Source organism: Actinosynnema pretiosum, from assembly GCF_024171695.1.
Classification (GTDB): domain Bacteria; phylum Actinomycetota; class Actinomycetes; order Mycobacteriales; family Pseudonocardiaceae; genus Actinosynnema; species Actinosynnema pretiosum.
In genome coordinates this window covers 110,278-136,005 of sequence record NZ_JAMTCF010000019.1, presented here as the reverse complement: position 1 = coordinate 136,005, position 25,728 = coordinate 110,278, and the positions used below count along the sequence as shown (strand labels likewise).

27 protein-coding genes are annotated in these 25,728 nt (G+C 73.3%); 17 read left to right on the top strand and 10 right to left on the bottom strand.

The window, feature by feature from the left end:
• Positions 1–51 precede the first annotated feature (51 nt).
• Positions 52–519 (top strand): nucleoside deaminase, encoded by a 468-nt coding sequence (locus tag LV78_RS32165; RefSeq protein WP_253849785.1) that lies wholly within the window; start codon positions 52–54, stop codon positions 517–519.
• Here the strand turns inward: LV78_RS32165 and LV78_RS32160 are convergent.
• Positions 516–2,312 (bottom strand): serine/threonine-protein kinase, encoded by a 1,797-nt coding sequence (locus LV78_RS32160; RefSeq protein WP_253849784.1) that lies wholly within the window; start codon positions 2,310–2,312, stop codon positions 516–518. The two genes, LV78_RS32165 and LV78_RS32160, sit on opposite strands and share 4 nt — an antisense overlap.
• A 244-nt stretch (positions 2,313–2,556) precedes the next feature.
• Entirely contained in the window at positions 2,557–3,498 is a 942-nt protein-coding gene (locus LV78_RS32155) for a GlxA family transcriptional regulator (RefSeq protein WP_253849783.1), read from the bottom strand.
• A 107-nt stretch (positions 3,499–3,605) separates the two neighbouring features.
• Here LV78_RS32155 and LV78_RS32150 point away from each other — a divergent pair, with 107 nt between their 5' ends.
• From LV78_RS32150 to LV78_RS32140, 3 genes are all read left to right on the top strand, one after another.
• Entirely contained in the window at positions 3,606–4,223 is a 618-nt protein-coding gene (locus LV78_RS32150; protein WP_253849782.1) for a DJ-1/PfpI family protein, read from the top strand.
• Positions 4,220–4,663, top strand: coding sequence for a hypothetical protein (locus LV78_RS32145; RefSeq protein ID WP_253849781.1), 444 nt, complete (start codon positions 4,220–4,222; stop codon positions 4,661–4,663). The genes LV78_RS32150 and LV78_RS32145 overlap by 4 nt, the downstream gene beginning before the upstream one ends.
• A gap of 141 nt (positions 4,664–4,804) precedes the next feature.
• Positions 4,805–5,149 carry a hypothetical protein gene (locus tag LV78_RS32140; protein WP_253849780.1) on the top strand — a complete coding sequence of 115 codons (345 nt, stop codon included), beginning with the start codon at positions 4,805–4,807 and terminating at the stop codon, positions 5,147–5,149.
• A gap of 154 nt (positions 5,150–5,303) precedes the next feature.
• On the opposite strand, the gene LV78_RS32135 is transcribed toward LV78_RS32140, so the two are convergent.
• From LV78_RS32135 to LV78_RS32110, 6 genes are all read right to left on the bottom strand, one after another.
• Positions 5,304–5,660 carry an STAS domain-containing protein gene (locus LV78_RS32135; RefSeq protein ID WP_253849779.1) on the bottom strand — a complete coding sequence of 119 codons (357 nt, stop codon included), beginning with the start codon at positions 5,658–5,660 and terminating at the stop codon, positions 5,304–5,306.
• A gap of 54 nt (positions 5,661–5,714) precedes the next feature.
• Positions 5,715–6,806, bottom strand: coding sequence for a carboxylate-amine ligase (locus LV78_RS32130; RefSeq protein WP_253849778.1), 1,092 nt, complete (start codon positions 6,804–6,806; stop codon positions 5,715–5,717).
• 223 nt (positions 6,807–7,029) lie between these two features.
• Positions 7,030–7,956, bottom strand: coding sequence for a baeRF2 domain-containing protein (locus LV78_RS32125; RefSeq protein ID WP_253849777.1), 927 nt, complete (start codon positions 7,954–7,956; stop codon positions 7,030–7,032).
• A 91-nt stretch (positions 7,957–8,047) separates the two neighbouring features.
• The gene (locus LV78_RS32120; protein ID WP_253849776.1) at positions 8,048–8,524 is read right to left on the bottom strand and encodes a hypothetical protein; all 477 of its coding nucleotides are present in this window, start codon (positions 8,522–8,524) and stop codon (positions 8,048–8,050) included.
• A gap of 15 nt (positions 8,525–8,539) precedes the next feature.
• On the bottom strand, positions 8,540–9,271 hold the full coding sequence (locus LV78_RS32115; protein WP_253849775.1) for a SigB/SigF/SigG family RNA polymerase sigma factor: 732 nt from the start codon (positions 9,269–9,271) through the stop codon (positions 8,540–8,542).
• On the bottom strand, positions 9,268–9,636 hold the full coding sequence (locus LV78_RS32110; protein ID WP_253849774.1) for an ATP-binding protein: 369 nt from the start codon (positions 9,634–9,636) through the stop codon (positions 9,268–9,270). Before LV78_RS32110 ends, LV78_RS32115 begins: the two co-directional genes overlap by 4 nt.
• Before the next feature lie 382 nt (positions 9,637–10,018).
• On the opposite strand from LV78_RS32110, the gene LV78_RS32105 reads away from it, so the two are divergent.
• The gene (locus LV78_RS32105) at positions 10,019–11,926 is read left to right on the top strand and encodes an NACHT domain-containing protein (RefSeq protein WP_253849773.1); all 1,908 of its coding nucleotides are present in this window, start codon (positions 10,019–10,021) and stop codon (positions 11,924–11,926) included.
• Positions 11,927–11,933: 7 nt separating this feature from the next.
• On the opposite strand, the gene LV78_RS41185 is transcribed toward LV78_RS32105, so the two are convergent.
• Complete coding sequence (locus LV78_RS41185; protein ID WP_301307732.1) at positions 11,934–12,161, bottom strand: DUF397 domain-containing protein; 228 nt, start codon at positions 12,159–12,161, stop codon at positions 11,934–11,936.
• Entirely contained in the window at positions 12,158–13,006 is an 849-nt protein-coding gene (locus LV78_RS32095) for a helix-turn-helix domain-containing protein (protein ID WP_253849772.1), read from the bottom strand. Before LV78_RS32095 ends, LV78_RS41185 begins: the two co-directional genes overlap by 4 nt.
• Before the next feature lie 325 nt (positions 13,007–13,331).
• Between LV78_RS32095 and LV78_RS32090 the strand changes: the two genes are divergently transcribed.
• The 12 genes from LV78_RS32090 (at position 13,332) to LV78_RS32035 (ending at position 25,726) form a co-directional block, all read left to right on the top strand.
• Positions 13,332–13,919: a Pvc16 family protein gene (locus tag LV78_RS32090; protein ID WP_253849771.1), complete on the top strand. Its 588-nt coding sequence runs from the start codon at positions 13,332–13,334 to the stop codon at positions 13,917–13,919.
• Positions 13,916–15,964, top strand: a complete 2,049-nt coding sequence (locus tag LV78_RS32085; RefSeq protein ID WP_253849770.1) for an ATP-binding protein — start codon at positions 13,916–13,918, stop codon at positions 15,962–15,964. The genes LV78_RS32090 and LV78_RS32085 overlap by 4 nt, the downstream gene beginning before the upstream one ends.
• Before the next feature lie 47 nt (positions 15,965–16,011).
• Positions 16,012–16,755 (top strand): eCIS core domain-containing protein, encoded by a 744-nt coding sequence (locus tag LV78_RS32080; RefSeq protein WP_253849769.1) that lies wholly within the window; start codon positions 16,012–16,014, stop codon positions 16,753–16,755.
• Between the two features lie 245 nt (positions 16,756–17,000).
• Positions 17,001–18,545 (top strand): phage tail sheath family protein, encoded by a 1,545-nt coding sequence (locus LV78_RS32075; protein WP_253849768.1) that lies wholly within the window; start codon positions 17,001–17,003, stop codon positions 18,543–18,545.
• Positions 18,546–18,559: 14 nt separating this feature from the next.
• A complete protein-coding gene (locus LV78_RS32070) occupies positions 18,560–19,003 on the top strand; it encodes a phage tail protein (RefSeq protein WP_253849767.1) in 444 nt (147 codons plus the stop codon).
• Between the two features lie 44 nt (positions 19,004–19,047).
• Positions 19,048–19,416: a hypothetical protein gene (locus tag LV78_RS32065; RefSeq protein ID WP_253849819.1), complete on the top strand. Its 369-nt coding sequence runs from the start codon at positions 19,048–19,050 to the stop codon at positions 19,414–19,416.
• Positions 19,413–19,559, top strand: coding sequence for a DUF6760 family protein (locus LV78_RS32060; RefSeq protein WP_015804092.1), 147 nt, complete (start codon positions 19,413–19,415; stop codon positions 19,557–19,559). Before LV78_RS32065 ends, LV78_RS32060 begins: the two co-directional genes overlap by 4 nt.
• Positions 19,560–19,640: 81 nt before the next feature.
• Positions 19,641–22,322, top strand: a complete 2,682-nt coding sequence (locus LV78_RS32055; protein ID WP_253849766.1) for a hypothetical protein — start codon at positions 19,641–19,643, stop codon at positions 22,320–22,322.
• A 69-nt stretch (positions 22,323–22,391) separates the two neighbouring features.
• Positions 22,392–22,823: a phage tail protein gene (locus LV78_RS32050; protein WP_253849765.1), complete on the top strand. Its 432-nt coding sequence runs from the start codon at positions 22,392–22,394 to the stop codon at positions 22,821–22,823.
• Positions 22,824–22,827: 4 nt separating this feature from the next.
• On the top strand, positions 22,828–23,583 hold the full coding sequence (locus LV78_RS32045) for a CIS tube protein (RefSeq protein ID WP_253849764.1): 756 nt from the start codon (positions 22,828–22,830) through the stop codon (positions 23,581–23,583).
• On the top strand, positions 23,576–25,384 hold the full coding sequence (locus tag LV78_RS32040; protein ID WP_253849763.1) for a VgrG-related protein: 1,809 nt from the start codon (positions 23,576–23,578) through the stop codon (positions 25,382–25,384). The genes LV78_RS32045 and LV78_RS32040 overlap by 8 nt, the downstream gene beginning before the upstream one ends.
• A 60-nt stretch (positions 25,385–25,444) precedes the next feature.
• Positions 25,445–25,726 (top strand): PAAR domain-containing protein, encoded by a 282-nt coding sequence (locus tag LV78_RS32035; protein ID WP_253849762.1) that lies wholly within the window; start codon positions 25,445–25,447, stop codon positions 25,724–25,726.
• Positions 25,727–25,728 lie beyond the last annotated feature (2 nt).

Genomic DNA, 25,728 nt, shown 5'->3' with positions numbered 1-25,728 from the left:
GAGCCGATCGGACCCGTGCCCCGGAGCCCGCGCGGCGCTAGGTTCGAGCGCGTGGACCACGCACCCGTGAACAGCGCCGCCGACCTGCTCTCCGTCGCGGTGGCCGAGGCGCGCGCCGGGCTCGCCGAGGGCGGCATCCCGATCGGCGCCGCGCTGTTCGGCCCGGACGGGGAGCTGTGGGGCAGGGGCCACAACCGGCGCGTGCAGGACGACGACGCCTCCACGCACGCCGAGACCGCCGCCTTCCGCGCGGCGGGGCGGAGGCCCGGCTACCGGGGCGCCACCATGGTGACCACCCTGTCGCCCTGCTGGTACTGCTCGGGGCTGGTGCGTCAGTTCGGCATCTCGCGGGTGGTGATCGGCGAGGCCCGCACGTTCAGCGGCGGCCACGACTGGCTCGCCGAGCACGGCGTGGAGATCGTGCTCGTGGACGACGCGGAGTGCGCCGGGCTGATGACCGCGTTCATCGCGGCCTGGCCTGAGCTGTGGTTCGAGGACATCGGGCAGGAGCGCGGCTAGCGGTCCTGGGACAGCACCCACATGTTCCACCAGGTGTCCAGGGCCTCCAGCTCGTCCGGGGTGGTGGCGGTGGTGGACCGCAGCACGCCGGTCGTCAGCGTCTCGGTGTCCACCCACCACACCTGACCGCTGCCGTCCTTGACGAAGCAGGTGGTGAAGTCGCCCTCGGTCACCCCGGTGACCTGGCGCCAGTAGGTCGAGTAGTGCGTCTTCTGCGAGGTGGGGCGGCAGCCGCCCTGCGTGTCGTCACGCGGGATGCCCTCGGCCTTGACCAGGTCCTGGAAGTGCTTGTCCTGCGCGGCCCGGTCGGCGAACAGCAGGAAGTCGGCGCTGGTCGGCGGGGTCATGCCCGCCGTGTCCATGCTCGGCGCGCCGCAGGTCGACGCGGCCACCGCGCCGGTGCCGCCCACGTCGCCGTCCGCGCACGAGGACGACAGCCGGTAGATCTTCGGCAGCCGCTCGGCCAGCGTCCGCCGGTCCTCGGCGGAGGCGGTGCGGGGGGTGGTGCTCGTGGTCCCGGTGGTCGTGCCGGTGGTGGCGGAGGTCGTGGTCGCGGCGCTGCTCGTGCCGCCGCCCTGACCGGTCTCCGCCTTCTTCCCCCACGGCCAGGTCGCCGCGCCGATCGCGCCCGCCGCCACCAGCACCACCAGCGCCGCGCCGAGCACCGCGAGCCGCGCGGACCGCGTCGAGGCGGGCGCGGGCGGGTGGCCCCAGTTCGGCTGCGGACCGGAGAGCGGGAACCGCTGCGGTCCGGAGAAGGGCGCCTGCCGCGGACCGGAGAACGGGCCGTGCTGCCCCGGCCGGGTGTTCGGCGCGGTCGGGACCGGCGGGTGCTGCTGCGCGGTCCGCGCGGGCGGCTGCTGCCCCTGGCCCGGCGGCGCCTGCGCCGGGACCGGCTGCGAGGACGGCCCCGGCTGCGCCCCCGCCTGCGGCCCGGTCTGCTGGAGCACCCGCGTCCCGGTCGGCACCACCGCCGTCCCGTCCAGCGCCGCCGCCGCGGCCTCGGCCAGCGCGGTCGCGGTCGGGTACCGGGCGGCCGGGTCCTTGGCCATGCCGCGCGCGATCACCGCGTCCAGCGCCTGCGGCACCCCGGCCCGCTCCTGCGACGGCCGGGGCGGCTCCTGCTGCATGTGCGCCCAGATCTGCGCGGCGGTGCCCTCGGCGGCGAACGGCCTGCGCCCGGTCAGGCAGGCGAACAGCACCCCGGCCAGCGCGTACACGTCCACCGCGCCGCCCACGTCGGTCCCGCTGAACCGCTCGGGCGCCATGTAGTCCAGCGTTCCCAGCACCTCGCCGGACGCGGTGATGTGCGTGCTGTCCCCGACCGCGCTGCGGGCGATGCCGAAGTCGACCAGGTACACGAAGTCACCGGCCGACAGCAGGATGTTGGACGGCTTCACGTCCCGGTGCACCAGCCCGTCGGCGTGCGCGGCGTCCAGCGCGCTCGCGGCCTGCCGCACGATCCGCACCGCCCGCTCGGGCTCGACCGGCCCGCGCTCCAGCACGTCCGACAGGTCCTCGCCCTCGACCAGCCGCATGTCCAGGTACAGCGTGCCGTCGATCTCGCCGTAGGCGTGGATCGGGATCACGTGCGGCTCCCGCAACCGGGCCGCGACCTGCGACTCCCGCCGGAACCGCGCCCGGAACTCGGCGTCCGAGTGGTACACCGCCGACAGCCGCTTGAGCGCCACCACCCGGTCGTGCGCGGTGTCGTAGGCGCGGTGCACCTCGCCCATGCCGCCGCGCCCGAGCAGCCCCTCGACGCGGTACGGCCCGAACACCTCAGCGGACATGCTCTCCCCCGGCTCCGATCGGTCCCCCACCACACCGACGCCGCAGGGGCGCGCGGGGTTCCCGCGCTGCGCAGCAGTGCGAGACCACAAACCGCTGCACAGCGGCCCTGTGTCGTGGCTCAGCCGGTTTTCTCCCGACTGGCCCGAGCGCCCCCCGCCCCCGAAGATCGACACCGCTGGTCGGGGGGCCGGTGTCACCCGTTCAGTCTCACCCGAGCGGCGGTTCGGGGGAAGACCGGCCCCGCTACCCCCGGAACGCCGCCCGGTACGCCTGCGGGCTGGTGCCGACCACCCGCTTGAACCGGTCCCGGAACGCGGTCGGCGAGCCGAACCCGACCTGGCTGGCGATCAGGTCCACCGGTCGCCCGGTCGCCTCCAGCAGCCGCTGCGCCAACCGCACCCGCCGCACGTGCAGCCAGCGCAGCGGGGTCGTGCCGGTCTGCGCGCGGAAGCGCCGGTTCAGCGTGCGGGTGCTCATGGCGGCGCGGGCGGCGATGTCGTCCACGGTCAGCTCGCGCGCGCAGTTCTCGTCCAGCCAGGCCAGCAGCGGCTCCAGCTCCGAGCCCTCCGGGGCGACCGGGTGCGTGGACGGGATGAACTGCGCCTGCCCGCCCTCCCGCTCCAGCGGCACCACGGACAGCCGGGCGGCGTGCGCGGCGGTCTCCGAGCCGTGGTCGCGGCGCACCAGGTGCAGGCACAGGTCCAGCCCCGCCGCCGCGCCCGCCGAGGTGAGCAGGTCCCCGTTGTCCACGTACAGCACGTCCGGGTCCAGCTCGACCGCCGGGAACAGCTCGCGGAACAGGTCGGTGGCGATCCAGTGCGTGGTGGCCCTGCGGCCGTCGAGCAGTCCGGTCGCGGCCAGCGCGAACGCGCCCGAGCAGATCGAGGCCAGCACCGCGCCCCGCCCGGCCGCCTCGCGCAGCGCGTCCAGCACCCGCTCGGACGGGCGCACGTGCGGCTGCCCGGTGCCCGGCACGATGATCGTGTCCGCCTCGGCCAGCGCCTCCAGCCCCGCCGTGACGCGCACCGAGAACAGCCCGGCCCCGACCTCCGCGCGCTCGCCGCACACCACCACCCGGTAGGCGGGGGAGCCGTCCGGCAGGGCGGTGCGGGAGAACACCTCCAGCGGGGTCGAGAGGTCGAACGGGATCACGTCGTCCAGCGCCAGCACGGCCACGGTGCGCACCCGGCCAGCTTATGGCGGGAATCAGGCGGAACGTGGCTTTCCCGCCAGTTCCGGGAGGTGGATCACGCCCCTAGCGTTCTGGGCGATCCGAGGTGGAAGGAACCCAGATGCACGCCCAGTTCGTCCTGTTCGACGGCTTCGACCCGCTCGACGTCATCGCCCCCTACGAGGTGCTCGGGGCCAGTGCCGCCCTGGGCGCGGAGACCGCGTTCACCGTCGAGTTCGCCTCGGCCGAGGGGGAGCGGCTGGTGCCCAGCGGGGTGCCGGGGATCTCCCTGCGGGCCGTCGCGGCCGTCGACGCCGAGCGCGCCGACCTGGTCGTGGTGCCCGGCGCGGTCGCGCTCACCGAGGACGACGTCCGCCGGGTGTTCGGCGCGGCGCTGGCCACCCCGCTCGCGGGCGCGCTCGCCACCGCCGTCGGGCGCGACGGGGTCGTCGTGGCCACGGTGTGCGGCGGGTCCGTGCTGCTCGGGCTGGCCGGGCTGCTCGCCGGGCGCACCGCCACCACCAACTCCAACGCGCTGGAGCTGCTCGGCGGGCTCGGGGCGCGGGCCGTCGCGGCGCGGGTGGCCGACGACGGTGACCTGGTGACGGCGGGCGGCGTCACGTCCGGGCTCGACCTCGGGCTGCACCTGCTCGACCGGTTCCTCGGCCCGGACGCGGCGCTGGCCGCCGAGCGGCTCTTCCACCACGAGCGGCGCGGCACCACCTGGACCGCGCGGTGACCAAGTTCCTGCTCGCGGTGCACGTGATCACCGCGATCGTGGCCATCGGCCCGGTGACCGTGGCCGCCAGCATGTTCCCGCCCGCCGCCCGCGCCGGGAAGGCGGGGGAGCTGAAGCTGCTCAACCGGATCTGCAAGGCCTACGCGGCGCTCGGCATCGCGGTGCCGCTGTTCGGCATGTTCACCGCCGGCAGCCTCGGGGTGCTCGGGGACGCCTGGCTCATCACGTCCATCGTCCTCACCGCGCTCGCCGCCGGGGTGCTGGTGCTCCAGGTGCTGCCGAGGCAGGGGGAGCTCGTGGTGTCGGTCGCGGCGGACGGGCCGCCCGCCGAGCGCTCGGTCACCGCGCGGTTGGCCATGCGCACCGGGCTGTTCAACCTGCTCTGGGCGGTCGTCACGGTGCTGATGATCGTCCGGCCGGGCTCGACCACCGGGGCCTGAGCCGCGCGGCCCGCCTGCCGGGTCACCCGGTCGCCGGGTCGCCGGGTCGTCCGGGGAACGTCACCCGCCCACGCGGAGGTTTAACGCCGCAAGGTGCGCCAGGACACATTCCCGCAACGAGTCCCGGCCACTCTTCGGCCCATGCGCGAGTGGCACGTGGCGGACGGGGAACTGCTCCTGGCGGGCGGCGCGGTGGCGGTGGACCTGCCCGCCGGGTGGGCGGCCGAGGTGAGCCACCAGCTGACGGTGGCCAGGCTGCTCGGGCCGATCCTGGCCGTGCGGCGCAGCGGGCTGCGCTGGTTGTTCCTGGCCGAGCCGGACGCCGAACCGGTCCGGTACGTGCTCCCGCCCGGCGCGCGGTGCTGGACCGGACCCGGCAGCGTGCCCGCCGGGTCGTCCCGCTGGGTGGTGGCCCCGCGCGGTCGCGCGCTGCCCCCGCTCGGCGCGGTCCGGTGCGCGATCCGCACGGTGCGGCGGGGGTACTAGCCCCAGCCCGGCGCCCCACTTCCCGTGGCTGCCGGAAAGCGCTCTCCACAACGCTGGGGCAAGCGCTTGCCGGTGGTCGCCCTGCGGCCTCTCACCACCGCAGGGCGAATCCCCGGAAGGCGCTGACGGTCCCTCCGGGGCTGGCGCTCGCGCGTCACCCGCGCGCGAGTGCCTCCTCCACGCTGGGCTTGATGGTGAACACCGAGTCGAGGCCGGTCGCCTGCAGCGGGCGCAGCGCCGAGCGGCTCGACGCCACCAGCGACAGCTCCACCCCCTGCTCCTCGGCGAGCTTGCGGCCCATCACCAGCGACTCCAAGCCCGCCGACCCCAGGAACCGCACCCCGCCCAGGTCGACGACCACGGAGCGCGCACCCCCGCCCAGGTGGGCCTTGAGGGGTCTGGCCAGCTCGTCCGCGCTGGTGGTGTCCAGCTCGCCGGACACGTGCAGCACCACCACACCGTCCTCGGGCTCCTCGACCCGCACCGAAGCGAGCGTCGCGGGTTCAGGCACGCCGATCTCCTCTCATCAGGGCGCCGCACTCGCGGCGCCGTGTTCCTCGCACGATCAAGCGATGTCGGCGGTGGTCTCCGCCAGCACCAGGTCGACCACGTCGGCGGGGTCCGCCTCGCCGTTCAGGAAAGCCCTGCGCTGCTTGGCGGCGCCACCGCCGTGCTCCGCCACGGCGGCCAGGTGCCCGCGCACCAGGTCCTGCGCCCCGGCGTCGCGCAGCGCGTCCTCACCGTAGGCCAGGAGCTCGGCCAGCAGCTCGCCCGCCGGGACCAGCGCCCCGGTGCGCGGGTCGATGCCGAGGCCGTCGGCCCCGTCGCGCGCGGCCCGCCAGTAGGCGGCGCGCAGCAGCACGTCGTTGACCGGCTCGGTCGGGGCGCTGTCGGCGGCGGTGCGCACGAACGCCCGCACCAGCTCGGCGATGACCACGGCGTCCTTGGCGGTCAGCGGGATGTCGGCGACCCGGATCTCCACCGTCGGCACGTGCGTCGACGGCCGGACGTCCCAGTAGACCATCGCCGGGTCCAGCACGACCTCGGTCGCCACCAGCGCGTCGACCAGCGCGTCGTAGTGCCCCGCGCTGGTGAGCTGCGGCGGCGGACCGCCCACCGGCCAGCGCGACCAGACGATCGAGCGCCAGCTGGAGTAGCCGGTGTCCTGGCCCTCGTCGACGGGCGAGTTCGCGCTCAGCGCCAGCAGCGAGGGCAGCCACGGGCGCAGGGCGTTCGACGCGCGGATCGCGGTCTCCCGGTCCGGCACCCCGACGTGCACGTGCATCCCGCACACGCCCTGCCCGGCCAGCATCTTCCGGTGGGTGTACTGCATCCTCAGGTACCGGGCGTCCTCGGTGATCGAGGGCGGCCCGGTCATGCCCAGCGGCGGCACGGCCGACGCCATGAGGGCGCCACCCGCGGCGCGGGCGGCCTTCGCCAGGTGCCTGCGGCCCGCGAGGACCTGCTCGGCGAGCTCGGCGGACGAGTGGCACACCGGGGTGGCCACCTCGATCTGGAACGGGGTCAGCTCGCGCTGCACGTCGAACGACGCGCCCGCGCGGTCGGCGACCGCCTCGGCCAGGGGGACCGGACGTCGCGTCTGCGGGTCGACGAGCAGGAACTCCTGCTCGACCCCGACGGTCCACGGCTGCGTCATGGGCGCTCTCTACCCATTCCGACCCGCGCTCAACCACCACCTTCGGTGTTCGCCTCCGCGGGTGAACGCGGGTGCGGTAGCGGGCGCTGGGCCGTTCGGAGCAGTAGGGCCGTGGTGGGGCGGGATTCGCGCAGGTGGGCGGGTTGTGGTCGTCGGGAGGGGCCGCCTGCGGCTGTGGGCGTCGCCACAGCGGGATTCGGGGCGGCCCAGGAGGGGAACCGGGCTACTTCAGCAGCGCGCCCACGTCCTCGGTCAACCGCAGCGCGTCGCCGACCAGGACCACCTCCACGTCGTGCTCGACCGCCAGCGCGGGCAGCACCTCGTCCGCCCGGCCCTCCGGCGCGAACCGGTCGCCCACCAGCGGGTCGGTCAGCAGCAGCGTCCCGACCGCGCCCCGCTCCAGCGCCACGATCACCTCGTCCAGCCCTTGCAGCGCTCGGCCGCCCACCCGCGTCGACTCCTCGCGGAAGCGCACCACGGCGGCGCGGCGCTCGTTGCGGTTCGCCCGGCCCGCCAGGTGGTGCACCGCCGGGTCCGCCGGGCCCTCCATCTCCACCACCAGGCGGTGGTAGCGGTTGGGCAGCGCGACGCGCAGCGCCCGGCGCGCGGCCATCGGGCCCGCCAGCACCAGCAGCTCCGCGCGCAGCCGGTCCACCAGCGACGCGGCCTCGTGCGCCACGTCGTCCAGCTCCAGCACGTCCAGCTCCGGCACCGGGCCGGAGGAGCGGGCGCCGACCGTGGCCACCGCGACCGGGCGGCCGGACGTGTCGACGCCGCGCAGGTCCGCGCCCCGGTCGTCCACCTGCACCACCACGTGCGGCACCAGCGGTTCGGACAGGTCCACCAGCGGCAGCAGGTACGGCAGGTCGCCGCGCCGCTCCACGGTCCGCGCGGGCGGGACCGGCAGGTGCCGGTCCAGCACCACCTGGCCCTCGGCGGCGATCAGCGCCCGGCCCGCCATGCCCGGCTGCGACGGGCGGGCCAGCACCGCGTCCTCCAGCGCGTCCAGGAGGGTCCGGTCCGCGCCGTCGGCCTCCAGCCGGTCGCACATGGTCTGCCAGCGCAGCTCCGGGTGGTGGCCCGCGTCGAAGTACACCGAGACGAACGGGCCGCGCGCGCGGACCACGCCGCGCAGGGAAGCCGTGTGCATCGCTCTCTACCTCCCGCTCGAACCGGTCCTGGTTGTGGTACCCGTAGGCGCGGAGCGGCAATCCGCCCGCGCGTCCCTGGATCAGGCGACGTCAGAGGTGCGCGGGGGACTTGGGGCGGACGCGGCGCGCGCGCAGCGACCGCCGGGCGTGCCGGGACCCCCGGCGGCTGCGGTTGTCCAACGACAGCCCGCCGCCCTCCTCCGACCCGTCCTCGCCCCGCTCGGCGGCGTCGCGCCGCTGGCTCCACGCGCCCGCCACGGCCAGCGCCACGCAACCCAGACCCGCCACCAGGTTCAGCGAGTTCCCGACCGGGCCGGCGTCGAACGCGCCGCCCGTGCCCTCGACGCCGAGCGCGAACGCCACCAGGTGCAGCAGTCCGACCGCGATCCCGGTGCGGCGCAGCGAGTCCCGGTTCGCCGCGGACAGCCCGACGGCCAGCCCGGCCGCCGCATGCACCACGCTCGGAATCGGACCACCGCCCAGCCCGAACAGGTCGGCGATGCCCCACAGCACCAGCAGGGCGCCGAGCGCCAGCGCCGCTCGGCGCGGCCAGTCGAGCCTCTTCATGGTGGCCACCTCGTTTCAGCGTTCGTCGAGCAGGTCCCGCAGGCGGGCGAGCGACCGGCTGAGCAGGCGTGACACGTGCATCTGCGACACGCCCACCGAGTCGGCGATCTGGCTCTGCGTCATGTTCTTGAAGAACCGCAGCAGCACGATCCTCCGCTCCCTCTTGGGTAGCCCGCGAAGCATGGGATCAAGCGCGTGGTGCAGCTCGACAACTTCGAGGGCCGGGTCGTCGACGCCGAGGCGGTGGTCGGAGTCGACCTCGTCCAGCGAGACCATGTGGTTGGCCGAGGTGGCGTGCAGCCCCTCGTAGACCTCGGCGAGCGAGAGGTTCAGGTGCCGGGCGACCTCGCTCGGCGTCGGCGTGCGACCGGTGGCGCGCGCCAGTTCCACGCGGGCGGCGTCGATGGCCAGGCACAGCTCCTTGAGCCTGCGCGGCACCCGGACGGCCCAGCCCTGGTCGCGCAGGTGGCGGCGCACCTCGCCGGTGATGGTCGGGACGGCGAACGCGAGGAAGTCGATGCCGCGCTGCACGTCGAACCGGTCCACCGCGTTGATCAGACCCACCGCGGCCACCTGCCGCAGGTCCTCCACCGATTCGCCCCGTTCGGCGAACCGGTCGGCGATGTGCCAGGCGATCGGCAAGTACTCCGTCACCAGTTGGTCCCGCAGCTCCTGGCGGCGTTCGGCGCGCGACTGCGCCTCGGCCAACTCGCGGAACAACGGCTGGAAGTCCACCACCGCACTCATCCCCGACACCTCAACTCGACGTGCAGAAGGCCGTCACCGTCCACCCAACTGGTGACTGCGTCGGTCACCGAACTGACGACTCGCCAGTACAACGAGTCATGACCGGGAACGGTGACGGCCGAGGTGCCGACGTGTGCGCGGAACCGAACAGAGGTGCCGTCGGCGTGGAACCTGCACGCGAGGGTCGCTCGTTCGCGTGCGCGCGCGATCAGCGCGGAGCAGGCCTCGTCGACGGCGATGACGAGGTCGACGGCGAGCTCGGGCGTGGCCTCGGCGGCCCGCGCCACCTGAGCGGCGATCGCCCGCAGCGTGGGGAGGCTGGCGGGTCGGGCGGCAAGGGAAACGCGAACCTCCACCCCGTCCATGTGGCGCCCGCTCCTTCGCCTCGTCGCTGTGGACCGCTGCATACCCGGACGGTGGGCGGTCTACACCACGGCCGGTGAGGAGGAGGGGGCGGGAGGTTCGGTGGTGGGGCGCGCCGTGACGCTGCGCGCGGCACCGTCCCGGACGGCCTCGGCGCGGCCGAAGCGGTGATCGTGACGGAATCGGACGGGGGCGGGACAAGGTCGGCGGGTGAACGTTCCGGTTCCCAGCGGCTTGTCCGGACGTGCGGGTCCCGCGCTGCTCGGGGCCTCGGCGACCCTGCGGCGCGCGGTCCCCCGTCCACGGACGATGGAATTGATGTTCAGCCAATCGTGTGACCCTCAAACGAGGAGGTCGACTCCGCTGCGGTGCGACGATCTCGCTGTGGCCAAGAACCTCTCCTACGGCGAAGCCGCGAACGCGGGTGGCGCGCTGCTCGTCGTCCTGCTCGACGGCTTCGACGAGCACCTCCAGGCCACCGGTGTCAGCCAGACCAACTACCTGGAGAACGTCCAGCGCTTCCAGCGCGACTGCGCCGAGCGCGGGTGCCCGGTGGCGGTGGTGGTGACCAGCCGGATCGGCGTCGCGGGCGGCATGGCCATCCCCGCAGGCGCCGACGTGCTGCGATTGGCCCCGTTCAGCGAGCGGCACGTCGTCCGGTGGTTGGAGAAGTGGGGCCGGTTGAACGCCCGCTACTTCGAGCGGCGTGGTCTGGCGCCGCTGGCCCCGCAGACCGCGCTGAAGCACCACGACCTCGCAGTGCAGCCGCTGCTCCTGCTGATGCTCGCCCTCTACGACGCGGACGACAACGCCCTGCGCGACCAAGGCGACATCGGCCAGGGCGGGCTCTACGAGCGGTTGCTTATCAGGTTCGTCCAACGCGAGGTGGGGAAGGGCGACTTGGGGCGCGCTGACGCCAGCTTCCAGACGGATGTCGAGGCCGAGCTCGAGCGGTTGTCCGTGGTCGCCTTCGCGATGTTCCATCGCGGGACCCAGTGGGTCACCGAGAAGGACCTGGACGACGACATGCAGGCCTTGCTCGAGGAGCGGAAGCAAACGCGCGGACCTGGGATGCGTACGCCGCTCAGCCCCGGTGGCGCGATTCTCGGGCGGTTCTTCTTCGTGCAGCTCGCGGAGGCCACCAGGGACGCGCAGCGGTTGCGGGCTTACGAGTTCCTGCACGCCACTTTTGGCGAGTACCTGGTGGCGAGGTCCATCTGGAGCCTCCTGGCTGAGTTGCACGAGTACGAGTCGAACCGCAAGCGTCGGGCTGCTTTCCAGCGGCCTGATGACGATGAGCTCCACGCACTCCTCTCGTTCACCCCGCTTACCACGCGCAAATCCGTCATCGACTTCCTCTTGGAGCTCGCAGCCTCGGACCTGAAGCGCGACGAGCATGCCCTGCTGGTGGAGAAGCTGTTCGAGATCTGCGGTGAAGAGCGCCCCAGAAAGCGAACCGGGTACCAACCGGTGAGCCGACCCGCACCCGCCAGGTATGCCGTCTACGGCCTCAACCTGGTGTTGCTCTCCGCCGTGTTCGGCAAGCGCTCCTTCGGAGTCGGGGACTGGCACCGGCTCACCTCCTTCTGGCGCTCGCAGCTCACCGAGGCGGAGTGGACCGGGTCGGTGGGAACGCTGCGCGTCGCGTGGCGCCAAGAGGAGGTGCTGCTCTCCTTCGACCTGGAGGCGCGACCTCTCACGGAGTCCGCCGACTGGGTCAAGGGGGCGATCTCCCTGCGCGAAGCCGCCCGTGAGGCCTGCTTCACCGCAGATCTGGTCAGCAACATCTTCCGGTACGGCTTGGACAAGCTGACCGAATCCCAGTTCGACGTGGACTACGTGCGCTCACTGGTCGAGCTCAACAACTTTCCCGTGGACCTGGACCGCTACCTGCGGTGGAGCGACAGGTACCCGGAGACCGTCCTGGAGAACCTCCGCAGGCACCTGATGATGAGCGCGCAGATGCTGGCAGACCTGGCAACCACGCCCTTGGCCGCTAGCAGTGTCTTCCGGGTGATGTTCTGCGACCGCATCGGACGCGGTGTCGGCGACCGGGTGCTGCTGGAAGTGTTCGGCAAGGTCTGGAGGAGCTGGAGCACCGCCTCCTACGAGGTGGCGCTCCTTGATGCCTGGCTGCGGCTGCACGAGTCCGGGCACGAGTTCCCCAAGAAGCGGAACTACCCAGGCCTCCTGGAAGTGCTCGGCCAGGTCGACCTGTCAGCCATCGCCCACGTCCGCCCCGATCTCCTCAGGCGCGCCATCACCGCAGCGAACGAGCTCGGCGTCAAGTGACCCGCCCCTACCGCCACCCCGCCAGGAAAGCCGCCCACCGCAGCCGGGGGAACACCAGCACCGCGCCCGCCGGGTTCTTCGAGTCGCGCACCGCCGCCACCGCCCCCGCCACCGCCAGCTCCACGCAGTTCGCCACGTTCGTGCTCCGGCTGCTCTTGCGCCACCGCGCGTGCCCGCCCGCGCCACGCCCGCCCGCGCCACGCCCGCCCGCGCCGCCACCGCCGAGGTCCGTCAAGGCCGCTCCTCCACCAGCTCCGCCAGCAGTTCCACCGTCGCCGCAGGCGACAGGCTCACGTCCACGATCCGCTCCCACGCCCGCCGGTACCCGTCGACCTCCACCGCCCCGTCCAGGAACAGCCCCGTCGACTGGTTCTCCACGAACACCACCGCGGGCTCGTGCGCGAACTCCAGCAGCGTGAACGCCCCCGACAGGCCGACGTGCGCCCCCGCGCCCATCGGCGTCACCCGCACCACCGCGTTCGGCCGCTCGGCCACGTCCAGCAGGTGCCGCAGCTGCCTGCGCATCACGCCCTCGTCACCGACCCGGATGCGCAGCGCCGCCTCGTGCAGCACGGCCAGGTACCTCGGCGCGCTCGCCCGGTTCAGCACCGCCTGCCGCGCCATCCGCGTGGTCACCAGCGCGTCCAGCTCGTGCTCCGGCAGCGCAGGGTCCAGCGACCGGATCAGCGCCCGCGTGTACTCAGCGGTCTGGACCAATCCCGGCACGACCATCGACTCGTAGTTGTGGACCGCCTCCGCCTTGTTCTCGAAGTCGATCAGCGCCCGCCACAGCTTGGGCAGCCCGGCCTGCCGCTCCCACCAGCCCAGCTCCTCGCCGCGCCGCATCAGGTCCAGCAGTTCCTTGCGCCTGGCGCCGGGAACCTTGTAGTACCCCAGCAGCGCGGAGACGTCCTCGACCTGCAGGCCGCTCTTCCCGGTCTCCATCCGGCTGATCTTGCTGGAGGACACCCCGAGCACGCCCGCGACGTCCTCGCAGCTCAGCCCGTGCTGCTCGCGGTAGGTCCGCAGAGCGCCCGCGACCGTGCGCGACTTCACCGACGTGTAAGCGTTTCCTGGCATGGCGCTATGTTCACCCGGCGGATTCCACTCGGCAATGACACGATAGGGCTATGTATTGCGACAGTTGCAACATAACAGTGCGGCTGTCTTCCGGTGAAGCCCGGCATCAGGGCAATCCCTTGCGCCACCTGAGCTAACGCGTTCCCGGACCACCCCGCAGGCGCTCCCGTCAAACCCCTGCGAGTGCCTCCGAAGGCCTCCGCGAACACCCCCGTCCCGCTGCCCGCGAGGGCAGCTGTCGTCGTCCCTCCGGGCAGCGCGCCCTGCCCCAAGGTCCGCCGCACCGCCGCTCCCGTCGCGCCCCCGCCCGGCGCATGGTTGAGCGATGATCCACGAGGTGGACGAGGCGCTCCGACGCCTGGTGAGGGAACACGCCCTGAGCGGCACGGACGTCGAGGTCGCCTTCGAGGCCCCGACGAAGGACTGGGCCGCGCGGCGCAACGCGCCCACGGTCAACGTCTACCTCTACGACATCCGCGAGGACCTGCGCCGTCGCCAGCGCGGGATGCTCAACTCCTACGACGACCGGGGCCAGGTCGTGTCCCGACGCCTGCCGCCGCGCCACGTCAAGCTGTCCTACCTCGTCACGGCGTGGGTGCAGCGCACCGAGGACGAGCACCGCCTGCTGTCCGACCTGCTGGTGGGCCTGCTCCAGCACGAGTCCGTGCCCGCCACCCTGCTCACCGGCTCGCTCGCCGCGCTGGAGCTGCCGGTGCCGATGTCCTGCGCGCTCCCGCCGCCGGAGGACCGCGCGTTCGCCGACGTGTGGAGCGCGCTCGGCGGCGAGCTGAAGCCGTCGCTGGACGTCGTGGTGTCCGCGCCCGTCGACACCGGCCGCGCCTACCCGGCCGCGCCGCCCGCCCGCACCGTCCGGGTGGACCTGGGCGACACCACGCTCGACGGTGTCGCGTGAGCACCACCAGCGCCGAGGGGATCGCCGACACCGCCGGTCCCACCGACACGGCGGGCCTGTTCACCCGCCTGGCCGCGCTGGAGCGCCGCATCCGCGACGCCGTCGCCGCCCGCCGCGCCACCGACCCCAACCCGGACGACCCGTTCCGGGGCCTGTACCTGTCCGACGAGGCCATCGACTCGCTGCTCACCGGTCCGCGCGAGGCGTTCGCCCCGTTCCACGAGCCCGGCGCGCCCGGCCGCCTCGGCCGACTCGCCCGCACCGCCGACCTGTCCACTGTGGACGTCGAGCTGCTGCTCGTCGCCCTCGCGCCGGACGTGGACAGCAGGTTCGAGCAGTTCTACGGCTACCTCAACGACGACGTCACCCGCCGCCGCGCCACCACCGGCCTCGCGCTGCGCCTGTGCGGCCTGCCCGAGGCGTCCTCGGCCGGTCGCGCCCGCCTCGACCCGGCCGCCCCGCTGCTCACCGCCGGGCTGCTCGTCGTGGAGGACCGCGACCGCCCGTTCCTGACCAGGTCGCTGCGCGTGCCCGACCGCGTCGTCGCCCACCTGCTCGGCGACGACCGCCCCGACCCGGCGCTCACCGGGGTCGCGCGCGTGGCCGACGACCTGGCCCGCACCGCCGTCGACCTGCCGGGCGCCGACCGCCTGGTGCGCGGCCTGCGCGCCGGGATCCGGTTGGCGCACTTGAGGGAGCGGCCGGGCGGCGGTGGCCGCGAGGTCGCCTCGGCCGCCCTGCGGGAAGCCGGGTTCGCCGTGCTGGAGGTCGACGCCGAACGCCTCGCCGCCGAACCGGACCGGGCCGTGCTGCGCGCCGCCGTGCTGCGCGAGGCGGTGCTGCGCGGGGCCGGGATCGTCCTCGGACCGGTCGACGAGGAGCCCGCGCTGGACGCGCTGCGCCACCCCGCCGTGCCGCTGGCCGTGCACGGCCCGATCGCCTGGAACCCGCGCTGGAGCGCCGATCCGCCCGTGCTGCACGACGCCGTCCCGCTGCCCGTGGCCGCCCGCGCCGAGCTGTGGGCCGCCGGGCTGCGCGGACCGGTCGCGCCCGGCGTCGACCCGGCCGCCGCCACCGAGCACTTCGTGCTGGGCGCTGGCCAGATCGCGCGCGCCGCCGAGGCCGCGTCGGTGGCCGCGCTCGCCGACGGCGAGGACATCGCCGTGGCGCACCTGCGCGCGGGCGCCCGCAGCCAGAACGCGGCCGGGCTGCAGCGGTTGGCGCGGCGCATCGAACCGGCGGTCACCTGGGACGACCTGGTGCTGCCCGGCCCGGTGGTCGGCCAGCTCAAAGAGCTCGCCTCGCGCGCCGAGCACCGGGACCGGGTGATCGACCGCTGGCGGATGCGGCCGGGCGGTGGGCGCGGACGTGGCCTGACCGGGCTGTTCGCGGGCGACTCCGGCACCGGCAAGACCATGTCGGCCGAGGTGATCGCGGCCTCGCTGGGCCTTGACCTGTACACGGTCAACCTGGCCACCGTCGTCGACAAGTACGTCGGCGAGACCGAGAAGAACCTGGAGCGGATCTTCACCGAGGCGTCCGGGGTCAACGGCGTGCTGCTGTTCGACGAGGCCGACGCGATCTTCGGCAAGCGCTCGGAGGTCCGCGACGCGCACGACCGGTACGCCAACATCGAGTCCGCGTACCTGCTGCAGCGCATGGAGACCTTCGACGGGATCGCCGTGCTGGCCACGAACCTGCGGGCGAACCTGGACGAGGCGTTCACCCGGCGCCTCGACGTGGTCGTGGACTTCCCGCTGCCCGACCAGGAGCAGCGGCGCGCGCTGTGGGACCACTGCCTCGGCCCGCACGCCCCCAGGGCCGAGCTGGACCTGGACTTCCTGGCGGGCGCGTTCGAGCTGGCGGGCGGGCACATCCGCTCGGCGGCGGTGACGGCGGCGTACCTGGCGGCCGAGGGCGACCGGGTGGTGGGGATGCGCGAGGTGGTCGGCGCGGTGGCGCGCGAGTACCGCAAGCTGGGCAGGCTGGTGGGGGAGCGCGAGTTCGGGCGCTACCTGGAGCTGGTCCGCCCGTTCGGGCAGTGACGGCGGGCCCGCTCGGTGCGGGGCCGGGGAAAGCGCTAGGAGGCGCTGTGCGCGGACATGAGCACGACCACGGGCAGGACGACGGCTGCGCCCGGCCGCAGGGGGAGCGGGCCGAGCGGGAGGACCACGCCCTGCTCGGCCGGGCGGTCGCGGCCGGGCGGCCGGAGGTGCTGGGGGCGGGCGGGATCCTCGGGTTGCAGCGGGCGGTGGGCAACGCCGGGGTGGCGTCGGCGCTGGAGGAGTCGGCGGAACCGGCCGGGTCGCCGGTGCACGAGGTGGTCGGCTCCGGGCGTGGCGCGCCGCTGGACGCCGGGGTGCGCGCGGACATGGAGGGCCGGTTCGGCACGTCGTTCGCGGACGTGCGGGTGCACACCGACGGCGCGGCGCACAGCTCGGCCAAGGCGGTGAACGCGCAGGCCTACACGGTGGGCTCGAACATCGTGTTCCAGAGCGGCGGCTACGACCCCGGCTCGGCCGCCGGGCGGCACGTGCTGGCGCACGAGCTGACCCACGTGGTGCAGCAGCGCAGCGGGCCGGTGGACGGCTCGGACATCGGGGGAGGGGTGCGGCTGAGCGACCCGTCCGACCGCTTCGAGCGCGAGGCGAGCGCCAACGCTGACCGGTTGATGGCGCAGCCCGCCGTGGAGTCCGCAGCGCAACCAGCAGTGCAGCGGGTCGAGGAGGCGCCCGCCGAGGACGTGGCGGAGGAACCCGTGGCGCAGACGTACGTGCCGGGCGCGGCGTCGGTGCAGCGCTCGGCGGAGGAGGGCGAGGGGGAGGGCGAGGAGTAGCCCGCCCGCGGATCGGTCGGTCGCGGGGCGTCGGGGGAGAGCTGGAACTCCCCCGGCGCCCCGCGCTTTGCGCTGCCCTGGAAGCACTTCTGCGGGACCGGGGACGTCGACCGCCGCTCGGCCGCCCCTTTGGGCAGTGATCCGCGCACGCGGGCACAGCCGCCAGGCCGTTTCGACCGAACCCCCCGTGGCACCAGCATTTCCCCCAGTACAGCCGGTTATCCGCACGACTTGGGAGGCAACGGATGCCCACCTATCTCTCGCCGGGGGTGTACGTCGAGGAGGTGGAGGCGGGCGCCCGCCCCATCGAGGGCGTCGGCACCGCCGTGGCCGCCTTCGTCGGGTTCGCCGGGCGCGGGCCGTTCAACACCCCGACGCTGGTGTCGAACTGGGCCCAGTACGCGCAGACCTTCGGCGACTTCGTCGAGGGCACCTACCTCGGCCAGGCCGTCTACGGCTACTTCCTCAACGGCGGCGGCAACTGCTACGTCGTCCGCATCGGCGGTGAGCGCGACGAGGCCAACCCCGGTGGTGGCCCGTCCAGCAACGGCGCGCTGCCCTCCGGGGCGACCGGTGTGCTCGGCGGCTACAAGGTCACCGCCAAGGCGATCGGCGCGGGCGACATCACCGTCGAGGTCGCCGACGCGGCGGGCGAGAACCCCGCCGAGGACCGCTTCACCCTGCTGGTCAAGGACGCGGGCAAGGTCGTCGAGACCCACCACGTGACGACCAAGCGCACCAAGGAGAACGTCGTCACCGTGGTCAGGGAGAAGTCGAACCTGATCACCGTCGAGGAGCTGGCGAACCCGCCCGCCAAGGCCGACCGTGGCGCCGTCGCGCTGCGCGCCGAGGAGTCCGCGCCGACCGCCGTGCCCGGCAAGGTCGCCGCCGACGACTACGTGGGCGACGTCGCCGACCGCACCGGCTTCGGCGGCCTGGAGGCCATCGACGAGATCACCATGGTCGCGGTGCCCGACCTGATGAGCGCCTACCAGCGGGACCAGATCTCGCTGGAGGGCGTGAAGGCCGTGCAGCTGGCCATGATCGCCCACTGCGAGCAGATGGGCGACCGGATGGCCGTCCTCGACCCGCCGCCCGCGCTGAACCCGCAGCAGGTCCGCGACTGGCGGCAGAACGTCGCGGGCTACGACTCGAAGTACGCGGCCCTGTACTACCCGTGGGTCAAGGTCTTCGACGCCGCCAGCGACGACCACCTGTTCGTCCCGCCGAGCGGCCACATGGCGGGCGTGTGGGCGCGCACCGACGCCGGTCGCGGCGTGCACAAGGCCCCGGCCAACGAGGTCGTGCGCGGCGCGGTGGCGCTCCAGACGCAGCTCACCAAGAACGAGCAGGAGCTGCTCAACCCCATCGGCGTCAACTGCGTCCGCTCGTTCCCCGGCCGGGGCATCCGGGTGTGGGGCGCGCGGACCCTCTCGTCCGACCCGGCGTGGCGCTACCTGAACGTGCGCAGGCTCTTCAACTACCTGGAGGAGTCGATCCTCAGCGGCACCCAGTGGGTCGTGTTCGAGCCGAACGACGACGCGCTGTGGGCCCGCATCCGCCGCACCATCAGCGCGTTCCTGGTCAACGAGTGGCGCAAGGGCGCCCTGTTCGGGCTCACCCCCGACGAGGCGTTCTACGTCAAGTGCGACCGCGAGACCAACCCGGCCGAGGCGATCGACGCCGGCCAGGTCGTGTGCGAGGTGGGCATCGCCCCGGTGAAGCCCGCCGAGTTCGTCGTCTTCCGCCTGGCGCAGTTCTCCGGCGGCACCAGCCTCGTCAACGAGTGAAAGCGCGGTAGGACATGGCACTCCCCGAACTCGACACGTCCGTCGGCCACTCGTTCGGCCTGGAGGTCGACGGCGTCGCGATCAAGCAGATCTCCGAGGTGTCCGGGCTCAAGATGGAGCAGGACGTCATCGAGCTCAAGCAGAACACCGCCGACGGCAAGTACGTCATCAAGAAGCTGCCCGGCCGCCCCAAGGCGGGCGAGGTCACGCTCACCCGAGGCCTCACCGGCGACAACAGCTTCGAGAAGTGGGTCAAGGACGCCCACTTCGGCAAGATGGCCTCGGCCCGCAAGGGCGGTGCGATCATCGTCTACGACTACGAGGGCACCGCGATCAAGCGCTACAAGCTGACCAACGCGTGGCCCAAGAGCCTGGAGATCGGCTCGCTCAAGGCCGGTGACACCAGCGTGCTCACCGAGAAGCTCGTGGTCACCTACGAGATGATGGAAGTCGAGTAGTGCGCCGGTCCACGACCGCGGTCGCGCCGGACTCGCCCGCGACGATGCGCACGGAGTTCGCCTTCGAGCTGCCGCGCGGGTACGCGGACGAGTCCGGGACGGTCCACAAGAGCGGCGTCATGCGACTGGCGACCGCCCGCGACGAGCTGATCCCGCTGCGCGACGACCGGGTGCGGGAGAACTCCGCCTACCTGACCGTGGTGCTGCTGGCGCGCGTCCTCGTCTCGCTCGGGACGATCACCGACGTCCACACCGGGGTCGTGGAGAACCTGTTCGCCTCCGACCTGGCGTTCCTCCAGGACATGTACCGGCGGATCAACAGCGAGGGGCACACCCGAGCCGCCGTGGCCTGCCCGTCGTGCGGCCACGGGTTCTCCGTCGACGTCTCCGGCGGGCGCCTGGGGGAATCGTGACGTACGCGGTCGACCGGCTGCACGAGGAGGTCGCGTACGTCGCCTACCACTTCCACTGGTCGCTGGACTCGATCCTCGACCTGGAGCACCACGACCGGCTGCGCTACGCGGCCGAGATCGCCCGCATCAACACCAGGCGGTGACCTGAAGTGTGGCCCTTCCGCAAGCGAACCCCGGCGCCTGCCGGACCTGACGGCGCCGCAGGCCCCGCGCAGGCCGGCCCGGTGCTGCGGGGCGAGTGGCGCGGGCTGCCCCCGATCCAGCGGGTGCTGCCCGAGCACCCGCTGGCGAACCCGGTGGACTCGTTCACCGGCGGGTTGACGTCCTGGCGCTCACCCGCGTTCCTGGCCCCGCTGGGCCACTTCGTCGCCGAGTCGGAGCCGTCCGGGGTGATCGGGGAACCACCGCGTGAAGGGGTGGTGTTCTCGCGACCTGGGGGGATTCCCACGGGGACCGGGAGTGCGGTTGGCGCGTCCGGTGGGGGAGTCGCGACCGGTGGGCGCGGTGCGGGTGCTGTCGGTGCTGCCGGTGCTGTCGGGAGTGGCGCCGGTTTCACGGTGAGCAGGGCGGTCGAGGCCTCACCTGCCACCGAGGGCTTGGCAGGTGACGGGTTCACCGGTGGCGGCTTCGCCGAGAGCGTCGCTGCCACCGGTGGGACCGCTGCTGGTGAGATCGCTGCTGGTGGAGCTGTTTCCACTGGGACTACTGCCGGTGTGGCCGCTGCTGGTGCCGCCGGTGCCGGTGGAGCCGTTGTGCAGCGCTCGATCGCGGTCGAAACCGCAGGCGCCAAGCCGGTGATCGCGACGCCCGAGCCGATCACCCGGACGCTCGGCGTCGACGAGCCTCGCCCGGTCGACGTGGAGGCGCCCGCTCCGTCCCCGCTGCCCACCGCCGTCGAGCCGGTGGCGCAAGCGCTCCCGCTCGCGCCGCAGACCTCGAACGCGGTTCAGGAAGCGGCCGTGCAGCGGGTTGCCGAGCCGACTGCGGTCCCGATGACCAGGCAGTTCATCGCGCCTCCACCGCCTCCACCGCCTCCGGCGTCACGGGTGGTGGCGGACGGTGCCGCGCGTGGAGCGGTCCGGCCGGGGTTGGGGGAACCGCTGGTGCAGCGGACCACCGAGCCCGAGGTCGTGCAGCGACCCGTCGAGGCGCCGGTGATGCCGGGTTTTCCCGAGGCTGGCAGCGCACCTTCCGAGGCGTCGGTGAGCGGCCAGCCGTCGAACGGCCTTCCGATGGCTGACAGCCCGATCGGCGACGAGCCGATCAGCGACGAGCCCGCCGGTGGTGGGACGATCGGCGGCGAGCCGATCAGCGCTGGTCTCGTCGGGGACGAACCGCTGACGGGCGACGTCGTGCAGCGGGTCGTCGCCCCCGATGCGGTTGCCCCAGCTCCCGCAACGGTTTCCAGGTCGGTTGAACTCCCGGTGGTCCCCGCCGCCGCTGCCCCGACCACCGTCGTGGGCAAGAGCGCGGCGCGGACGCTGGGGCTCGGCCAGCCCAGGACGATCCAGACCTATACCACGCCCACCACCCCCACCACCTCCACTGCTGCTGCTCCCGGCACTTCCACCACACCAGGCGCGTCTAGCGCGCATTCCCAGTCCGCGCGGTCGGTGCCGACCACGCCGGTGCTGCCGCTGCCGACCGTGCCGCAGGGGGTGGCCGGTGGTGAGCGTCCGGTGTCGTTGACCGAGATGGTGCAGCGCTCGCTGGCCGCCGACCAGCCCGCTGCCCGTGCCGTCGAACTTCCCGCCGAACTTCCTGCTGAGCTCCCGGTGGCGCCGAGCACGCCGAGCGTTCCGAGCGGGACGTCCGCGCCGGTCCAGCGGTTCGAGCAGGCCCCGGTGCTGTCGCTCGCGCCCGGACTGCCGCAGCGGTTCGTCCAGCGCCAGGCCGAGAACGCCGTTCCCGCGACCCAGCCGACCTGGTCGGTGCAGAGGGAGTTGGCCGCCCCGAGCGCCCCCGCACCCGGTCCGCGCGTCCCGACGAGCATCGCCGGACTCGCCTCGGCGGCGGCTGACGCTGGTCCCCTGGCGGCGTTGGGCGGGGGGATCGGGTCGGTGGGACCGTCCGGGTGGAGTCTCGACCCGCAGATCGCGCAGAGCCTCGGCGTCTCGCTCGGCGATGACCAACCCCAGCCCCGGTTCCAGCCCCAGCCCGGCCTTGCAGTGCAGGGCTACACCGCGCCGCAACAGGGTTCCCCCGCACAGCAAGCTCTCTCCGCCCAGCGGGCTTTCCCGACCCAGCAGGGTTTCACGCCAGCCCAGCAGGGTTTTGCCCCAGCCCAGCAGGGTTTTGCCCCAGCTCAGCAGGGTTTTGCCGTGCGACCGGGAATCGGTGTGCCGCAGAGCTTCCCGGTGCAATCCGCCTTCCCGGTGCAATCCGGCCTGGCGGTCCAGCTCAGCCCGGCGGCGCAGTCGGCTTCCCCCGCACAACCGGCTTTCCCCACGGAGTCCGCTCTCCCCGCGCAACCGGGGTTCCCTCAGCCGTCGGGTTCCGCCGCGCAGTCCGTCCTCCCCGCGCCATCGATCTCCCCGACACCGCAACCACTCCCGCTCGCCCCGGCCTTCCCGGCGCCCCCACCGGGTCCCACCGCCCACCCCCACCACTTCGCCGTGCAGCGGGAGCTCTACGACCCGCCGCCCGGCGAACCGCCCGTTCCGCCGCAGGCCGCACCACCCCCCACCCCGGACGACCCGCCACCCGGCCACCCGGAAGCGCCCGCCGACCCCGCCGCCCCCGCGCCGACGACCAGCGCCTCCACCACCTCGGCCCCGCCCGCAGCGCCGATCCCCGAGCCGGAAGAGCTGCTCAAGAAGCTCTACGACCCCCTCCTGCGCCGCCTGAAGGCCGAGCTGTGGCTCGACCGCGAGCGCCGGGGCTCGCTCACCGACCGCCTGCACTGACGACCGCCCCACCCGAACCGCGAACCACCAGCGTGAACCGCGCGAGAGCGCCCGACCGAGGGAGTGGCTGTGCCCGAACTGGATGAGGCGGTGGCGGTCTGCTTCGTCGTGCGCATCGACGACGAGAGCCTCGGATCGTTCAACAGCTGCGACGGCCTGAGCGTCGAGTTCTCCGTCGAGCAGCGCGAGGAGGGCGGCAACAACGGCATGGTGTGGCAGCTGCCCACCCGCATCAAGTACTCCAACGTCAAGCTCTCCCGCCCGGTCACCAAGGACAGCGCCAAGATCCTCAAGTGGATCTCCGGCATGGCGGGCGGGATCAAGCGCAAGACCGCCGTCATCGAGGCCCGCACCCTCGCGGGCTCCGTCATCACCAGCTGGTCCCTCACCGGCGTCGTCCCGGTGCGCTGGAGCGGTCCGCAGCTCTCGCTCGACTCGCCCAAGGTCGCCGTCGAGACGCTCGAACTGGCCCACCACGGCTTCCTCAGCTCGGTGCGGTGACCCGGTGGCCTCCCCGATCACCTTCACCTCCGCCGGAACCGGCGCCGCCTCCAGCTACGGCGCGCCCAGCAACCTGCAGAAAGCCGTGCTGAGCGTGCACAAGCCGCCGAAGGCCGGTGGCGCCGCCAAGCCCGGCGAGCTGCTGCACGACATCACCTTCCAGTTCAACCCGCGCGAGCTGTCGCTGACCAAGTCGACCAAGTGGGAGCGCGACCTCCAGCCCAACCACAAGAAGTCCGGCACCCCCGAGTACAAGGGCGCCGAGCCGGTGAAGCTGTCCCTGGAGGTCTTCCTGGACTCCACCGAGCACATGGACGACGGCGTGGTGCGCAAGGTGGAGCAGCTGTTCGCCTGCTGCGTGCCGACCGAGGACAGCCGCCAGCAGGGCAAGGGCTCCCCGCCGTGGGTGGTGTTCAAGTGGGGCGGCATGACCGGGTTCCCGGCGTTCGTCGCCAGCGTCGCCGCCAAGTACACCCTGTTCACCCCGGCAGGCGTTCCGGTGCGCGCGGTGTGCACGGTCAGCCTGGAGGAGATCTCCGGCGAGCTGGGCGGCCAGAACCCCACCTCGGGCGCGCTGGCCGCCCGCGACTCGCACGTGCTGGTCGCGGGCGACACGCTCCAGTCGCTGGCGTACCGGGCGTACGGCGACCCCAACCTGTGGCGGGAGATCGCCGAGGCCAACAACATCGACGACCCGATGCGGCTGCGCCCCGGCGCCCGGCTGCTGCTGCCCGCGCTGGAGGAGGTGCGCGGTGGCTGAGAGCTTCGCCAACTCGCTGGTGGTCGAGGTCGAGGGCGGTCCGCTGCCCGCCGACGTCAAGTCCTGGCTCACCACCGCCTACGTCGACACCAGCCGCAACCTGCCCGACGTGTTCGTGCTGCGCTTCCGCGACCCCGGCCACGTGGTGCTGGGCAAGGGGAAGTTCACCGTCGGCGCCAAGGTCGTGCTCAAGGTCCAGACCAGCGAGCCGGGCGCGCCCGAGCAGCTGATGGCGGGCGAGGTGACCGCGATCGGCGTCGAGCTCGACGCGGGCGGCACGTTCACCGAGGTGCGCGGCTACGCCGTCACGCACCGGCTGTTCCGGGGCCGCAGGGTCGCCGCCTACCCCGGCATGACGGTCGGCGACGTGGTGCGCAAGGTGGTGCAGCGCGCGAGCCTCGCGCCCGGCCGGATCGACTCCGTCTCCGGGTTCGGCGGCAAGGCCGAGACGCAGATCAGCCAGGAGGGCGTGAGCGACTGGGAGTTCCTCTCCCGCCTGGCCACCGACGTCGGCGCGCAGATCGCCGTCACCGACGGCAAGGTCGACTTCCGGCTGCCGGACAAGCCCAGCTCCGCGCCGGGCAGCGGCGCCAAGTCGACCACGAACCCGTTCGCGCTGGAGATGCACCGCTCGCTGCTGTCGCTGCGCGCCTCCGTCACCTCCGCCGAGCAGGTGCCGGAGGTCGTGGTGGGCGGCTGGAACCCGGAGGCCAAGGAGAAGGTCACCGCGACCGCCACGCCCACCACGCCGGGCACCCAGGCCGACGAGGCCGACCCGGCGAAGCTGGCCAGGAAGTTCGGCGCCGCGCCGTTCCTGGCGTCGGTGGCCAACCGCACCCAGCCCGAGGTGAAGGCCGTCGCCGAGGCGCTGGCCGCCCAGCTCGGCGGCGCGTGCGTGGAGCTGAGCGGGGTCGCGCGGGGCAATCCCAAGCTGCGCGCGGGTTCCGCCGTCGCGCTGGTCAACGTCGGCGAGCAGTTCGCGGGCAAGTACACGCTCACCAGCGCCAGGCACCTGTTCTCCGGCAACGGCTACACCACCGAGTTCACCGTCTCCGGCCGCCAGGAGCGCTCGCTGTACGGGCTGGCCAACGGCCCCGCCACGGCCGCGCGCGGCGACCTGGTGCCCGCCGTCGTCAGCGACGTCAAGGACCCGGCGAAGCTCGGCCGGGTCAAGCTGACCTTCCCGTGGCTGGCGCCCGACTTCACCTCCGGCTGGGCGCGCGTGCTCCAGCAGGGCGCGGGCAAGGGGCGGGGCTCGCTGGTGGTGCCCGAGGTCGGCGACGAGGTACTGGTCGGCTTCGAGCACGGCTCGTTCGACTCGCCGTACGTGCTCGGCGGGCTGCACAACCCGAAGGACGTGCCGCCGAAGCTGAGCGTGGAACCGGTGGACGGCGGGTCCGGCGCGATCGCCGCGCGCGGGTTCGTCTCCCGCGAGGGCCACAAGGTCGAGTTCGTCGAGACCGACGGAATCCTGATCTCCAGCGGTGACGGGAAGTTCGCCGTCCGCATCGACCAGAAGAAGCAGACGGTCGAGATCACCAGCGACAAGACCGTGGTGGTGAAGGCGGCCAACGGCGTCAGCATCGACGCGGGCAAGGGGCCGCTGGAGCTCAAGGGCCAGAAGATCACCGCGACCTCCGCGACCGACGTCGCCGTCGAGGCCAAGGCGTCGATGAAGCTCGCGGGCACCTCCGGCGTGAAGGTCGAGGGCGCTTCCGTGTCCGTCGCCGCGCAGGGCCAGGCCGAGCTGACCGCGAGCGGTGTGGTCACCGTGCGCGGCGGCCTCGTCAAGATCAACTAGCAGCGCCCGGCCAGCAGAGACACCAGCAGAGAACCGACCAGCAGAGAGCGGGAGAAGGTCATGCCACCAGCGGCCAGGGTCGGGGACCCGACCGGTCACCCCGGCGCCGTCGCGCCGCCCGGCGTGCCCACGGTGCTGATCGGCGGGGTGCCCGCGGCCACCGTCGGCGGGCTGCACACCTGCGCCTTCCCCGGCGTGCCACCGCACCCGCCGACGCCCATCCTGCCGCCCGGCTGCCCCACCGTGCTCCTCGGCGGCAAGCCCGCCGCCCGCCTCGGCGACCTGGCCTCCTGCGGCGCGCCCATCGTCATGGGCTGCCCCACCGTCATGATCGGAGGCTGACC